General features: G+C 34.5%; 9 protein-coding genes and 2 tRNA genes. 9 read left to right on the forward strand and 2 right to left on the reverse strand.

The window, feature by feature from the left end:
* Positions 1 to 187 precede the first annotated feature (187 nt).
* The 6 genes from ALGA_RS07230 (at position 188) to upp (ending at position 3,419) form a co-directional block, all read left to right on the forward strand.
* Positions 188 to 1,129, forward strand: coding sequence for a hydrogen peroxide-inducible genes activator (locus ALGA_RS07230; protein ID WP_096428692.1), 942 nt, complete (start codon positions 188 to 190; stop codon positions 1,127 to 1,129).
* A gap of 233 nt (positions 1,130 to 1,362) precedes the next feature.
* A tRNA-Glu gene (locus tag ALGA_RS07235) sits at positions 1,363 to 1,434 on the forward strand.
* 57 nt (positions 1,435 to 1,491) lie between these two features.
* Positions 1,492 to 1,566, forward strand: a tRNA-Glu gene (locus tag ALGA_RS07240).
* A gap of 29 nt (positions 1,567 to 1,595) precedes the next feature.
* Complete coding sequence (gene rpsT, locus ALGA_RS07245) at positions 1,596 to 1,850, forward strand: 30S ribosomal protein S20 (protein ID WP_096428693.1); 255 nt, start codon at positions 1,596 to 1,598, stop codon at positions 1,848 to 1,850.
* 120 nt (positions 1,851 to 1,970) lie between these two features.
* Entirely contained in the window at positions 1,971 to 2,666 is a 696-nt protein-coding gene (radC, locus tag ALGA_RS07250) for a RadC family protein (RefSeq protein WP_096428694.1), read from the forward strand.
* 96 nt (positions 2,667 to 2,762) lie between these two features.
* The gene (gene upp, locus ALGA_RS07255; RefSeq protein ID WP_096428695.1) at positions 2,763 to 3,419 is read left to right on the forward strand and encodes a uracil phosphoribosyltransferase; all 657 of its coding nucleotides are present in this window, start codon (positions 2,763 to 2,765) and stop codon (positions 3,417 to 3,419) included.
* A 46-nt stretch (positions 3,420 to 3,465) separates the two neighbouring features.
* Here upp and folK read toward each other — a convergent pair whose 3' ends face one another.
* Positions 3,466 to 3,954 (reverse strand): 2-amino-4-hydroxy-6-hydroxymethyldihydropteridine diphosphokinase, encoded by a 489-nt coding sequence (gene folK / locus ALGA_RS07260; protein ID WP_096428696.1) that lies wholly within the window; start codon positions 3,952 to 3,954, stop codon positions 3,466 to 3,468.
* Positions 3,955 to 4,134: 180 nt separating this feature from the next.
* Here folK and sppA point away from each other — a divergent pair, with 180 nt between their 5' ends.
* Positions 4,135 to 5,928, forward strand: coding sequence for a signal peptide peptidase SppA (gene sppA, locus ALGA_RS07265; RefSeq protein WP_096428697.1), 1,794 nt, complete (start codon positions 4,135 to 4,137; stop codon positions 5,926 to 5,928).
* 273 nt (positions 5,929 to 6,201) lie between these two features.
* Positions 6,202 to 7,329, forward strand: coding sequence for a tetraacyldisaccharide 4'-kinase (gene lpxK, locus ALGA_RS07270; RefSeq protein ID WP_096428698.1), 1,128 nt, complete (start codon positions 6,202 to 6,204; stop codon positions 7,327 to 7,329).
* Positions 7,330 to 7,550: 221 nt separating this feature from the next.
* On the opposite strand, the gene ALGA_RS07275 is transcribed toward lpxK, so the two are convergent.
* Complete coding sequence (locus tag ALGA_RS07275; protein ID WP_096428699.1) at positions 7,551 to 14,639, reverse strand: lamin tail domain-containing protein; 7,089 nt, start codon at positions 14,637 to 14,639, stop codon at positions 7,551 to 7,553.
* 94 nt (positions 14,640 to 14,733) lie between these two features.
* Between ALGA_RS07275 and ALGA_RS07280 the strand changes: the two genes are divergently transcribed.
* Positions 14,734 to 15,723, forward strand: coding sequence for an aspartate-semialdehyde dehydrogenase (locus tag ALGA_RS07280; protein WP_096428700.1), 990 nt, complete (start codon positions 14,734 to 14,736; stop codon positions 15,721 to 15,723).
* Positions 15,724 to 15,735: the final 12 nt, after the last annotated feature.

Here is a 15,735-nt window from a genome sequence, read left to right on the forward strand (position 1 = left end):
TGTAACCCTATTATTTCGTCAAGTATGCTACTTTAGCTTATTATAACCTCCATCGAAATAAAAAATAATCGTTAATCTTATATTACTTCATCAAATGTAGCACACTTTTCATCATCTATCAAATCAATAATGTTTATAATGTGATAGATATTTTTTATATTTGGCCTTAAATCAAAAATCAATATTCATGATTACAATAACCCAGTTGGAATATATCGTAGCTGTAGATACTTACCGCCATTTTGCCACAGCGGCAGATAAGTGCTTTATTACACAGCCTACGCTTAGTATGCAGATTAAAAAGCTAGAAGAATTTTTAGACATCACCATATTTGATCGCAGCAAACAACCAATTATCCCAACTGATGTTGGCACTACAATAATCGAGCAGGCAAGAATTATTTTAGGGAATACCAAGAAGATAGACGATATCATCAAAGATCACAAAAACACAATAGAAGGTAGTTTAAAAATAGGCATCATACCAACCCTAGCTCCTTTCCTGCTGCCAATGTTCATAGGGGACTACATTCGCAACTATCCTGGAATTAAAGTAGACGTTGAAGAAATGGTATCGGAAGAGATAATAAAGAGTTTAAAAAAGGATAAAATAGATGTTGGCATATTTGTGACTCCATCGAAAGAAGATAAAATAAAGGAAATCCCTCTGTTTTACGAAGAGATGATGATTTATGCACACAAAGATCATGATCTTCTTAAAAAGAAGATCATTGAGGTGAAAGATATTGCCACTCCGGAAATATGGATGCTTAGTGATGGACACTGTTTTCGAAATCAGGTAATCAATCTTTGTGAAATGCACGATTTGCAACATCAGGAATTGCCTTTCGAATTTGAGAGTAATTCTTTAGAAACTTTGATGAAAATTGTGGATAAAGAAGGTGGATTTACTTTGATTCCTGAATTAGCCACCCAATATTTACCAAAAGAAAAATTGAATCAAGTTAAAAGATTCACAAATTTACATCCCTTAAGAGAGGTCAGTTTAGTTTATTCTCGTCATTACTCAAAAAATAAATTACTCGATCTACTGGCTAAAAGCATTCAAAACATCATCCCAAAAGACCTTTTAAATAGTAATAGAGGAACAATTGTTGAGTGGCGTTAATCACTCTTTATTCTAAAAAAGAAGCAGTTAGTAAATCCCAACAAAAAAAGTATTCTTTTTTTCAAAAAAAGTATTGTCAGTTTAAAGAATTATCTCTTTCTTTGCATCGCTAAAGAAAAAAATAGTGGTCACCATTATTGCTATTTCTTCTTTAACTTTTAAAAAGAAAAAATACAGAAATGTATTTGCAAAATTGAATTTTTGATTTATCTTTGCATCTCTTTAAAATAAACGGTCCGTTCGTCTAGGGGTTAGGACGCCAGGTTTTCATCCTGGTAACAGGGGTTCGATTCCCCTACGGACTACAGAAGTTTGTAGCAAGTTTATTTTAACTTACCTTTGCTACGCAAAATAAAGATAATGGTCCGTTCGTCTAGGGGTTAGGACGCCAGGTTTTCATCCTGGTAACAGGGGTTCGATTCCCCTACGGACTACCAAGATAAATAAATTTAGATAATTTTAAGAGATGGCAAATCATCAATCTGCAATTAAAAGAATAAGACAGTCTGAAGCAAAACGCGGACACAATAAGTTTTACGCTAAGACTACAAGAAATGCTGTAAGAAAGTTACGTGCTACTACTGATAAAGAAGCTGCTAACGAATTATTGCCAACGGTTACTGCAATGTTAGATAAACTTGCAAAAATCAATGTAATTCATAAAAACAAAGCGGCTAACTTAAAATCTAAATTAGCTTTGCACGTTAACAACTGTAAGTAAAAAATTACAACTCTATAATAGAGGGTTCTCATTGAGGACCCTTTTTGTTGTTGAGTGAATTCTCATTTTGATAATCTCACATATTTTCATAACTTTAATTAAGTTGTAATATGTGACAAAATGGATGAATACAAAAAATTAAGCATTAAAGACTGGGCGGTTGAAGATCGCCCAAGAGAAAAATTAATGTATAAAGGCGTGAAAAGTTTATCTTCCGCCGAACTGTTGGCAATTATTATTGGAAGTGGTAATCGCAGGCAATCTGCAGTCGAATTATCAAAATCGATTCTTTCTCAATGCGACAATGATCTCAATCTGCTCGCAAAAAAAAACATTCAAGATTTAATTAAAATTCCAGGAATTGGCGAAGCAAAGGCCATTGGAATCATTTCGGCTTTAGAATTAGGTCGGCGACAAAAAGCCTTCCCCTCTAAGCAAAAGCAGAAAATAACCTGCAGTCAGGATGCTTTTGAAATCATATCTCCGTATGTGGAAAATTTAGGGCATGAAGAGTTTTGGGTCATATTTCTTAATCAAGCCAATAAAATCGTCGAAATCAAAAACGTTTCATCCGGCGGCATCACGGGAACTGTTTTTGATGTAAGATTGGTATTTAAAGATGCACTTCTTTTGGAAGCAACCAACTTAATTCTCTGTCACAACCATCCATCAGGCAACCTACAACCGTCCAATGCTGATAAAGATGTAACCTCAAAAGCCAGAGAAGCGGGCAAATTAATGAGTATTTCAGTAGTGGATCACCTAATAATAGCAGATAATCAATTCTTTAGCTTTGCTGACGAAGGCCTAATTTAGAATGAATTAGACTTAGCATTTTTTAATGCAATTCTTTGTTTAATATTTTTGAAATATAGCTATATTTGCGCTCAGCTAAATTTTAAATAAATAAACATGGTGGTCAATACTTTAGGAGATAAAAACTCTCTTTTTAATCAATTCATAGCTGAAATTAGAGATATAAATATTCAAAAAGATCCTCTTCGCTTTAGAAGAAATCTGGAGAGAGTCGGAGAAATTTTTGCTTACGAAATTAGTAAGGAATTAGATTTCAGTGAAAGCTCAATACAAACTCCTCTTGGAGAATCACTTACAAACCTCCCTTCTTGCGAGATAGTAGTAGCTTCAATTCTTAGAGCAGGTTTACCTCTGCACACTGGTCTTTTAAATTACTTCGACAGATCAGAAAATGCCTTTATTTCTGCTTATCGAAAATATTCAGATGATGGTGAGTTCAAAATCAATTTTGAATACATTTCATCTCCATCTGTAGATGGTAAGGTTGTTATTCTTGCTGATCCAATGCTAGCGACAGGTTCTTCAATGGAATTGGCATACAATGCAATGCTAACAAAAGGAACTCCTAAACACGTTCACATTGTTGCTGTTATTGGTAGTGAAGAAGGCGTTGAATATATTAAGAATAAACTACCGAATGAAAACATTACTATTTGGATGGGTGCTGTTGATAAAGATCTAAATTCGAAATCATATATTGTTCCGGGATGTGGCGATGCAGGTGATCTTGCATATGGTGCTAAACTTGGATAAATAAAATATTTATCAGGAAAGGGTTGCTTTTAGAAGCAACCCTTTTTTATTGCTTAAACTTTTTTACTTCCAATTTATCCGGACACTTGGCGTGCAATTCCTTTACACTTTTCAATTCAATTGGATGAATTAATTCTGGAGCGACATCGAGGAGTGGTACCAAAGCAAATAATCTTTCCTGAATTCTAGGATGCGGTACAACCAAACGATCGGTGGAGATAATTTGATCCTCATAAAAAAGAATATCAATATCAATAGTTCTTTCGCTGTACTGATTTTTCTTACGAACCCGCCCCAAATCTTTTTCAATTTGTTGCGTACTATCCAATATTTCAATTGCTGATAATTCCGACTCAAACACGACAACTTGATTCAGAAAATTCTGTTCGTGCTCAAAACCCCAAGGTTCTGTTTCATACAAAGAAGAAGTACTAATCAACTCACCTATTTCCAATTTCATCTTTAAAATTGCTTCAGAAAGGATTCTTTCTCTATTATCCAGGTTGCCTCCCAATAAAAAATATACTCTCGCCATGTAAAATGCTCTTTTTATCGGTAAAATAAACAAAGAAAACCCCTATATCAAAATGTATATCGAAAATACCATGCTACACTAAACCTATCTCGACTAAATTAAATATATTTGTTTGTATCTAAATTTACATAAATTTAGAATTATTCGTAATTAAATGATTATCCATAAAACATATAGAACATGAAGAGTTTTTTCAAATTTACCTTTGCTTCTATCTTAGGAGTTATTATTGGCGGTTTTATATTGCTGGTTCTCGGAATAATGATTATTGCAGGAATCGTAGCAAGTGGCGATCAACCCACTACCGTTAAAGACAAAAGTATTCTAGAGATAAAATTAAATAAGCAGTTGGTGGATCGCGGTTCAGACAATCCATTAGCCGACTTCGATTTTTTATCAATGAGTCCTAATTCCAATATTGGATTAAATACAATTCTTGAAAATATTGAGAAAGCAAAAACAGATGAAAAAATAAAAGGAATTTACCTTAATATAACCGATATACCTGCCAATTTTGGAGGTCTGGCGTCTATTGAAGAAATCAGAAATAAACTAAAGGAATTCAAAACTACAGGAAAATTCATCGTTAGCTACAATAATTTTGGGCATTCTCAAAAGGCATATTACTTAACTTCCATTTCTGACAGTATATACCTTAACCCTGAAGCAGGTTTATTTCTTTTAGGAATGGGTGGTGAAAGAACCTTCTACAGAAAATTCCTAGAGAAAATTGGAGTTGAAGCTCAGGTAATTAGAGTTGGGAAATACAAATCGGCAACCGAACAATACTTTCGTGATGATATGAGTGACGAAAGTCGCGAACAAACCATGTCTTATGTTGGAGCCATGTGGAATCAGCTTCTTGAAGGAATATCAGAAGAAAGGAATATTTCAATTGAAAAATTAAACAAACTAATTGATGAAGTAGCAATTCGAAAAGCTGCCGATGCAGAAAAGTATGGTTTAATTGATGGAGTTATTTACGAAGATGAAATGCAAGATATACTTAGAAAACTATCTGACATTAAAGAAAATAAAAAACTAAGATTGGTAAGTACATCGGATTATGAAAATGCACCAGGAGTAGATCTTAAATTTTCTAAAAATAAAATTGCTGTTATTTATGCTAGTGGCGCCATAGGATTAGAACAAAATGAAAGTTCTATTGGTCCAGAATTAGTTCAAACTATTCGTAAGGCTCGTCTTGACTCCACAATTAAAGCAATTGTATTAAGAGTTAACTCTCCAGGAGGATATGCAAATGTATCTGATTTTATCTGGAGAGAAGTGAAATTAGCATCCGATGCAAAACCTGTAATTGCATCAATGGGAAATGTTGCTGCTTCGGGCGGATATTACATTGCCTGTCCTGCTGATACTATTGTTGCAGATAAGAATACAATTACTGGTTCGATTGGAATTTATGGTTTGTTCTTTTCGGGTGAAGAGTTAATAAAAGAAAAATTTGGCTTGACTACAGATTCTTATGGAACTAATGAACATGCTGCTTTTGGAGGTAGTTTTCCTCTACTATTACCTATTTCAACCAGAAAATTCACCCCAACAGAAAAAGAAATTGTTCAAAACATTATCAACAACGGCTACGACACCTTCTTAAGTAGAGTTGCCGAAGGACGACACATGACTGTTGAGCAGGTGAATGAAGTTGCTCAAGGCAGAGTTTGGAATGCAATGGATGCACAAAAAAATGGTTTGGTTGACGTTTTAGGAGGATTGGAAACAGCAATTCAAATAGCTAAAGAAAAAGCTGGGATTGAAGATTATAGAATTGTTTCTCTTCCAAAACTAAAAGATCCTATAGAAGCATTAATAGAAGATTTTACAGGAAAAACTACCGCAAAAATTCTGAAAAATGAATTGGGAAGCTTCTACAACACCTACGAAAAAACACAAGATCTAATTCAACTTGGAGGAATACAAGCTCGTATTCCTTATGAGATTGACCTACATTAGAAAATACTCTACTGAAAATTGAAGATCCTCATTATTTTGAGGATCTTTTTTTTAATCTACAAATCGATATATTTCAGAAAAACATCGCATTAAATTATTAATTAGTTCGTTGATTACCTATATTAAACTTGTAGTAAGAATGTTTTTCATTTTCAGAAGCAAGAAAATTATTACCCTGTGAATTATTTCTGTAATTTTAGACAGTATATAACACGAACCAAAGATGAACAACTTTGGAAAAAGAATCAATTCCTTTTTCAAATCTATGATCGAATGAAAAAACTATCCCCCATACTGAAAAGTCTGCTTTTTCCTTTTAGTTTACTATATGGGATGGTTGTATCTGTACGTAATATCCTCTTCGATTTTAATATTTTACCCATCACCGAATTTAAAATCCCAATCATATCTGTTGGTAACATTACTGTTGGCGGAACTGGAAAAACGCCTCATATCGAATACCTTATCACCTTACTTAATGATGATTACAAAATAGCTACGCTAAGTAGAGGATATAAGAGAAAATCAAAAGGTTATTTACTTGCCGATGAAACATCAACATCAAATCAGATTGGTGATGAGCCAATGCAAATCAAAAGAAAGTTCCCTGATATTTTAGTTTCTGTTGATAATAAAAGAGTAAATGGAGTAAAGAATCTGCTAAAATCGGAACATGGTAATGATTTGGATGCAGTATTGCTTGACGATGCCTTCCAACACAGATCAATAAAAGCCGGTTTATCAATTCTATTAATAGATTACAACCGACCCATTACCCGAGATTATATTATGCCCTATGGCAGGCTTAGAGAGAGCGCAAGCGAAAAAGACCGTGCTAACATTATTATTGTAAGCAAATCGCCGAGAAATATGACACCTATTGATCGTAGAATAATTGTCAAAGAATTAGATCTTCTCCCGTTTCAATCTTTATATTTTACTACGCTTGATTACGGAAATTTGGAACCTGTTTTTAAAAATGATGCGATCAATATAATTAATGAAGATTGGGCAAAAGAGAATTTTTCTATTCTTTTAGTGACAGGTATCGCCAATCCTAAACCTCTTAAGGAATATCTTGAAAACTTTTCTGATGTTGTTGAAGAAGTCCAATTCTCCGATCATTACTCATTTCAAATAAAGGATCTTAATCTCATCCAATCAAAATTTGAAAAATTAGAAGGCGAAAATAAAATTATCGTTACCACAGAAAAAGATGCCACACGGTTTTTCGATATGGAAATTAATCAAGAATCGATTAAAGAGCATTTATTCTACATTCCTTTACGGATAAAATTTTTAAATGAGGATAAATCAAAGTTTGACGTTCAGATTATGAACTATGTAAGCAAAAATAAACGCTCAAGCAATCTGCACAACATCAAAACCGATTCAATATAAAAATGAAAGGGAAATCGAATTGACTCCCCTTTACTCTACCATTAAATTAACCACTACATTAATTAACAGCTATTGCTTAAAGCGGTTTGAGAGACATTCCGGTTTACGACAATTCAACCCAAATACCCTAAGCATCATCAAGTTACAAAAACTACTACAAATAATCAATAGTTAATTTTCTTTTTATTTAAAAACTCAATTACCTCAAAAAAAAATGCCATTTAATTGAATTTACCTCCCAAAACACAGGTTTTCTTATAGGTTCGAACTTCACCATTTGGACTGAACAATTCGATGTATACCAGATAAATACCAATTGACGCTCTCTCCCTTTTTGAAGTTAGTCCATCCCAAAACACAGAATCCTCATTTGCCAAGTTCACATTACTTGCCAATTTTCTAATTTCAATTCCCATTGAATTATAAATACGAATTGAAGTCAAAAAACCATCCTCTTCCATTTTGAAGTTAATCAAAAGACGATCATCAATACCATCATTATCGGGGGTGAATACCTGAGAGGATAAACTTATTTCAGACTCAGCAAGATCGACATCACTATAAACTGAATTTTGAAGACCCGGAGTTCCAAATCCAATATTCTGAGCTGCCGATTGCCAATTAGATTCACGATTTGTCTCTTCGATTGGATTTATTCTTTCTAAAGAAACTCCTTCTACCGAAGCCAATAATCCGAAATGCATATCCTCATTGTATGCAAAATCATCAATGATTATATTATTAGAAGTAATAACAACCCTTCCGGCATCGTCAGAAAAAGAGGGTAAAGATTTTATTCGACAGAAAACATCAGGATTAGATGTAAAATAATTTTGCTGAACATTGAGAGTATCCTTAGTCACCAATATATATTCTTTGGGATGAAGGTATTTATCTGAAATTGAAACTTCCCCAAACAATTCAAAATTGTCCGTTCTGCCAGCCAATTCCACTTGTGCTAAATCAATTACTTTATCGGATACATTCACAATCTCTACATAATCCGATCCATCGGGATAAGGATTAAATAAAACTTCATTTATCACCAAATCACCTTCTGAAATGATTCCCGGTATCCAAAACTCATATTCTTTAGTAAGAATCGAATTCCCAGCTAAATCCTTAATATTGTTTGATAATACAAGTTGATATTGACTGTTTTTTACAAAATCATCCTGAAAATACAACTGGAATTCTTTACCTATGATATCCGATTGAATTACTTCATTTGGATGAATTACCTCAGATGATAGTGTGAAATTTGACAATTTAAATACTCCGGAACTATCAATTGGCTCACTAAAAACAAGTTGTAAACAATTACCAGAAACAGAGTGGCAATATTCAAGACTTGGTGCAATAAAATCCTGATTTTCAGCATAAATTGAATTTAACTTGCCTGGAGTTCCTCCCAATTCATTTACCGAAGCCTTCCAATTATTTTCCTGCCATGACGTATTTTTAGGATCAAGTCGTTCCAAAGACCAGCCTCCGTCCGATTTTTCATCCGACTGATACCATGAATCTGAATAATATATCTGATCAATAATTAAATTCTCGGCGGATAAAATTTCAATTGCTCCTCCTGAATTTGTTAATCCGGGGAAACTACTTACTCCCAGGACATCTGCAAACGAACTAAATTCTTCTGCCGCAGATTTTGAACACAAAACCAAATAAGCTTTGGCTGCAATTGTATCCAAATCTAAAAGTGTTTCCTTCTCACCAACTTTTAAAATCCAATTCTCAATGGATATGGGATATTCACTGGCATTGTACAATTCAATAAATTCGTATTCCGGCAGCCCGGCAGAAGGAGTTTCATCTGCCATGATTTCGTTTATCACGATATCGTTGGAATGAACCTCATGCCAAATAAAATTCAAAACTGTATCCAGTACATTTCCACACTCATCCTGCAAGCTGGAAATAGTTAGTTGTTGCTCCTGACCATCTTCAAAAGAATTGGCAAACTCAAGGTGAACAGTCATTGGCGTTACCACTGTAATTGTTGACGCAGGATTATTATTCAACGAATAATTCTGGAGACTAAGCAAGGATAATTTGTCTATTTGTTCACTCAACTCTATAGATAAATGGGTTTTAGACAATACTCTTAAATGAGAAACTACTGGAGCAAAATTGTCGATATTATTCCCATGAATGGAATTTTCTTTTCCAGGTGTTCCTCCAGTTTCTCTCTTTGACCCGGACCAATTGCTCATCGTACTGCAAGTATTCAAAGGATCGATTCGCTCCAAAGACCAGCCTCCGTCCGATTTTTCATCAGACCGGTACCATGAATCCGAATAGGAAACCTTATCAATAACAACCTTCTCTTCGGATTGAATTTCAATTGTTTTTCCTGAATTTGTTAATCCAGGAAAAGCGCTAACTCCTAACACATCTCCAAATTCTAAAAATTGATCCGCAGCAATTGTAGCACAGAGTATCAAATAAGCATTTGATGCAATGCGAAACTCACCTAAAACAGTCTCTTTCTCTCCTACTTTTAAAACCCAATTGTTGATGGATATAGGATGTTCACTGGTATTGTACAATTCAATAAATTCATATTCAGGTAGCCCAACAGGAGGAGTTTCATCTGCCATGATTTCGTTTATTACAATATCGTTGGAATGAACCTCATGCCAAATAAAATTCAAAACTGTATCCAGCACATTACCACACTCATCCTGCAAGCCGGAAATAGTTAGTTGTTGCTCCTGACCATCTTCAAAAGAATTGTCAAACTCAAGGCGAACAGTCATCGGCGTTTCCACTGTAATTGTTGACGCAGGATTATTATTCAACAAATAATTCTGGAGACTAAGCAAGGATAATGTGTCGATTTGTTCACTCAACTCCACTGAAAGGTGATTTTTAGACAAAACCCTTAAATGAGAAACTACTGGAGGAAAATTGTCGATATTATTCCCATGAATGGAATTTTCTTTTCCAGGTGTTCCTCCAGTTTCTCTCTTTGACCCGGACCAATTGCTCATCGTACTGCAAGTATTCAAAGGATCGATTCGCTCCAAAGACCAGCCTCCGTCCGATTTTTCATCAGACCGGTACCATGAATCCGAATAGGAAACCTGATCAATAACAACCTTCTCAGCAGATTGAATTTCAATTGTTTTTCCTGAATTTGTTAATCCAGGAAAAGCGCTAACTCCTAACACATCTCCAAATTCTAAAAATTGATCCACAGCAATTGTAGAACAGAGTATCAAATAAGCATTTGATGCAATGCAAAACTCACCTAAAATAGTCTCTTTCTCTCCTACCTTTACAATCCAATTATCAATGGATATAGGATATTCACTGGCATTATACAGTTCAATAAATTCATATTCCGGCAGCCCAACAGAAGGAATTTCATCTGCCATGATTTCGTTTATCACGATATCGGAAACCTGTGCAGGAGCAAAATATCCAAATTTAATTGTTTCATATTTCCGCGTCGCTCCTTTAGAATCAGTTATATTTGAAATCTCAAGTTGATAATCACCCGTTTTAAGATCATTATTCAATACCAATAATAAATTACTATCTGCATTGCCAGCTAACACATCAAATTCACAAGACTCTCCTCCCTCTATTCCCAATTTAAAGTTTTCAATTTTGGAAGATGCCAAAAGATCCAAATCTTCGGAATATTCCAAAAGCAACGAGTCTTGTCCAACAATCTCATAAGATTTTAAAAATGGAGCCGTGTTAATGGATTCTATTTCTAAATTATCAAACCAAAGATTTCCGGCTCTTGAAGCTGTTTCGAAAGTAAACTCCAAACCAGAAAACCATTCCTCTGCATCTAAACTCACTTCAGACTCAATCGCTCCTGCAGTAATCCAATTCTCTTTATTTCCCAATCGGTTATATTCCATTTCCCACACGCCATTCGGATTATAAGTTAATTGAATTGCTACCGCTTCATTTTCATTCCAGTTGAATCCTGATTCCAATAAAACATTCAAATTCTGATCTTTATCCAAACTCCACAAACTCAAAATATCACTTGATCCACTTTGATTTACTCCAACAGAATATTTGGTAACCGCCACATTCGGATCAGAATTATCCATTAATAAATGAAAGACAAATTTATTTCCCGAAGATGGATCCCAATCGCCATTTCTAATTATAAAACTCCAATTAATTGCACTCGATTTTGGATCGAATCCCAATAAATCTTTAGAAATATAACTTTCTCCAAACTCAGCTGATAAGTTGTGTTTCAATGAATATCCACCAGCAATTGGAAGGTATGAAGAAGCAATCCAGTCTCCACTATTTATCCATTTTTCAAGACTTTTTGATTCGAAATTTTCATCAATATCTAATTCATCTTTTCCCAAAAGAATATTGATTGAATCAGATTTAAGATTCGATTCAACCTTCAAACCAAAATCTTCTGTTCCATTGTATTGAATAGAATCAAAATCAACGCCTCCATTTTTAAATTGGAGATTATTTCCTGCAACAATTAATTCCCCATCCCCTTCAAGCAAACTGAGTTGAACTGCTCCAATTACGTCTTTATCGACGTTATCAAAATTATCACATGCAGTAATTTTCAAAGAGAATTTCTCATTTGAATCATTAATCCCAAAAGGGTACGAAGAAAAAGAGAGTTTACTTGCTTCTGTATTAATGAAATGAATATTGGATCGAATATCTTCAGATAACAACTCCTCTATATTGGAACCACTTTCCAAACATTTCCACTGATGATACTTTGGTATTTCAACCTGAATATTTGCATTATCCGGAAGCTGACCTTTCCGAAAAAAGATAGCCAGAGATAAGCTTATTTCTGAATTGTTAGAAAGCTCCAATACTCCTTTAGATGAATTAAACTCAATTTCGCCGTCACTAATATCAGATGTTGTAGCTATAACTTCAGCATTTAAAAGTAAGACTGCCCCTGAAATATGTTTTGACCATGAAAATGAATGCTCAGGATATGCATTATAAAATTTCAAATTTGAAATCGTTGTTGGCAACTGATCGTGAGTTGCAACATCTGATATTTTAAAATTAAGAATAGATATGGCTTCATCTTGAGTTATTGCCAAAGAACTAAGAGGTTTCGCTAATACAGGACTATCCAAGCCGATTACAGAGGTTTTATCAACACCGGATATATAATCACTCAATATCGTTGGGAAATGATCGCATTCGGCCTGAATTGTGAAATTTTCCGCTTCACTATAAATTAAATCCTCCCATCGAAAATATCCATCCGCACTTGTAAGTTTTAAATTTTCTGATGAAAGTTCACCATTCCCAGAAGCCAGAGAAAGTTCTATGTCAAACTCAGAGTTTGTATCAATGTTTCCCAAACTATCAGCAAGCTGAACAACGATTGTGAATTGTTCCTGATAATTTACTGATTCAGGAATAGTTTGAAATAGCATTTCCTTTGCCTTTACTTCCAGAATAAACTCTGGACCTGTCAAATTACCAGTAAATTTAGAACTCAAACCACTGCCGCTTTCGGAAATTAACCAGCTTGGATGCAAAGAGTCTATTTCCATTTGAAATAATTCTTCATCAATAGTCTTTCCCTCTTTTAAAAAAGCCAGAACAGAATACACAACAGTACCTTCATCCGGAATTTCTCTGTTAAGCTCAGATTCAAAGAATTGAATATCCAATTGATCATCATCAATGGAAGTCTCAATATCTATTACCTTTCCATCAACTTTTAATATGAACTTTTCAATGGTTTTTTCCCAATTCACTTGATTTTTCTTCGAACCAACCAATTTAATCTGTTCCAAGAGCGTTGAAGAATCATCATTCCCCGAATCCGTCACCGAAAATCTAAAGACTTCAAAAGCATCTGTTTCCTTAATCAAAAGAGAAGATATGATTGAATCAGAGAAATATGAATCATCAACATTTACAGATGATTCATGTGTATTCTCAATCAATATATTGCTAGAAACCGTTTTGGGCAACACATCGTTAGTTACGGCCAATTTAATGAACCCCGGAATAGAATATTTCAATGAATCAAAGCGAGTTTCCCCCTTTTCAAATAAATCCTGAAATCCGTTAACTGACTCCAACTCGGCCGATCCATCTTCCAACAACAAACTAACCGATTGATTTGCATCTAAATCCTTATTATTAAAGTCATCCACGGCATTAATCAAAACAGAAAAATACTGATTCCGAATAAGAGAATCGGGACACTCAGAGAATATCATTCGCGTAGCCTCAACATCAATTCGATGAGTTGCAGAAGAAAGCATTTCATTTGCTAAATTAAAACCAGATCCCGAGCTATAAGTGATAAATCCTCGGGCTGATTCTTTACAATGAAATTGAAATGTTTCCCCATCTGTTAAAGGATGATCGGAATTTAAATAACAACGCAATTCAAATTCGATCTTTTCTGTATCTGGAATGGTAATTTGATTTTCTGCAAAATCCATGACAATAGAATCCTCTTCAATAAAAATGCTTTCCGGAATTATTTCTTCATCATTTGAATATAAAGACAAGCCCCCAAAACAATCTTTCCAATTCATTCCATTGTCAGGAATAGAATTATAGAAAGTCATTTTCGCAAGTTTAGTTGGTAAGCCATCTGTTGCTTCCACTGTTTCATCAATAATAAATCGGAAACACGGCAAAGCCAGTTCTTTATAAGTATTATTATTTGTGTTGAACTGAACCGATTCAACGAAATTATCAGAAGCCAGAATTTGAGTTAGATTATCACTTTCTGGTACAATTGCAGTTCCGTTTACTACAACATTATCAAAATAGACCAAATCGCCTGCATTTGGATTATTCAACCGGACAATTATTTCCAAACTGGATCCGTTTAAACCAGATTGAGTTGCATTTACACTCCCCCAATTACCAATATTCTGACCATTCAATTCAAAAATAATCTCCTCTGAGCCATCAATTACATAGTATGCTTTTGCATATTTACTTGAATTTGTAGAACTTCCCGTTTCTGCTAATAACATAGAAATTGAAATCTCTGTGTAGCCAGAAATGTCAACCAACTTACTCCTCCAAACCGCTTCTCCATCACAATCCTTGGCTTCAAACCTCCCACCACCCGTTCCTACAACCATCACGTAATCGTCGTCATCAGAGAGAGTGCAGTTAGAAACATCCAAAGACCAATCAGTAATTCCTACTATATCTGAAGAACTACTCCAATAACCTTTTCCAATATCATTGGCAAAATTTATTTCCCAGATATCATCAGCGTACAAACAATTACTGTTCAATAGAAACAGCAATGAAAACAATTTAAGGCAAAGAGTTTTTTTCATGGAAAATTCCTTTTAAATTTGAGTTGCTTTTTGAATTAGAAGCTAATTTAACTATAATCAAATTTATAATCAATTATTTAAATCGAATTATGTTATGAGAATTGCAGTTGTTGGCGCCACAGGTCTGGTTGGTCAGAAAATACTGGAAGTTCTGGAAGAAAGAAATTTTCAGATTAGTGAATTATATCCTGTAGCCAGTGAAAAATCTGTAGGAAAGGAAGTTGTATTTAATGGAAAAAAATACAAAGTAATCAGTATGGCAAGTGCAATTGAATTAAAACCACAAATTGCAATCTTTTCAGCTGGTGGGGACACCTCTTTAAAATGGGCTCCTGAATTCGCAAAAGTAGGTACGACTGTTGTTGATAACTCGTCGGCATGGCGAATGGATAAGAATAAAAAATTAGTTGTTCCGGAAATCAATGCTGTCGATTTAACCACAGAAGACAAAATTATTGCAAATCCAAATTGCTCAACCATACAGTTGGTTGTTGCTCTTGCACCTTTGCATAAGCGATACAAAATGGAACGCTTAGTTATCTCAACTTATCAATCAATTACCGGAACTGGTGTTAAAGCCGTTACGCAGTTTGAAAATGAGAGAAATGGTATTCAAGGCGAAATGGCATATCCATACGAAATCGACAAGAATTGTATTCCTCATTGTGATGTATTCACTGAAAATGGCTACACCAAAGAAGAGATGAAACTGGCTAATGAAACCAAGAAAATCTTAAAAGATGATAGCATCAGAGTAACTGCTACTGCGGTACGAGTACCTGTAGTTGGCGGACATTCTGAATCGGTAAATATCGAATTTGCAAATGATTTTGATTTGGATGAAGTCCGAAAAATTCTTTCGGAAACCGATGGCGTAATTGTTCAAGATAATTTGGACAATAACGAATATCCAATGGCAAAATACGCACATGGAAAAGATGAAGTTTTTGTTGGCAGAATTCGTAGAGATTTCTCAAATCCAAACACTTTAAACCTCTGGATTGTCTCAGACAATCTTAGAAAAGGAGCAGCTACAAATGCGGTTCAAATCGCAGAGTTCCTTGGGAAAAACAATCTTGTATAACACTATAAATAA

The organism is Labilibaculum antarcticum, from assembly GCF_002356295.1.
GTDB classification, from domain to species: Bacteria; Bacteroidota; Bacteroidia; order Bacteroidales; family Marinifilaceae; genus Labilibaculum; species Labilibaculum antarcticum.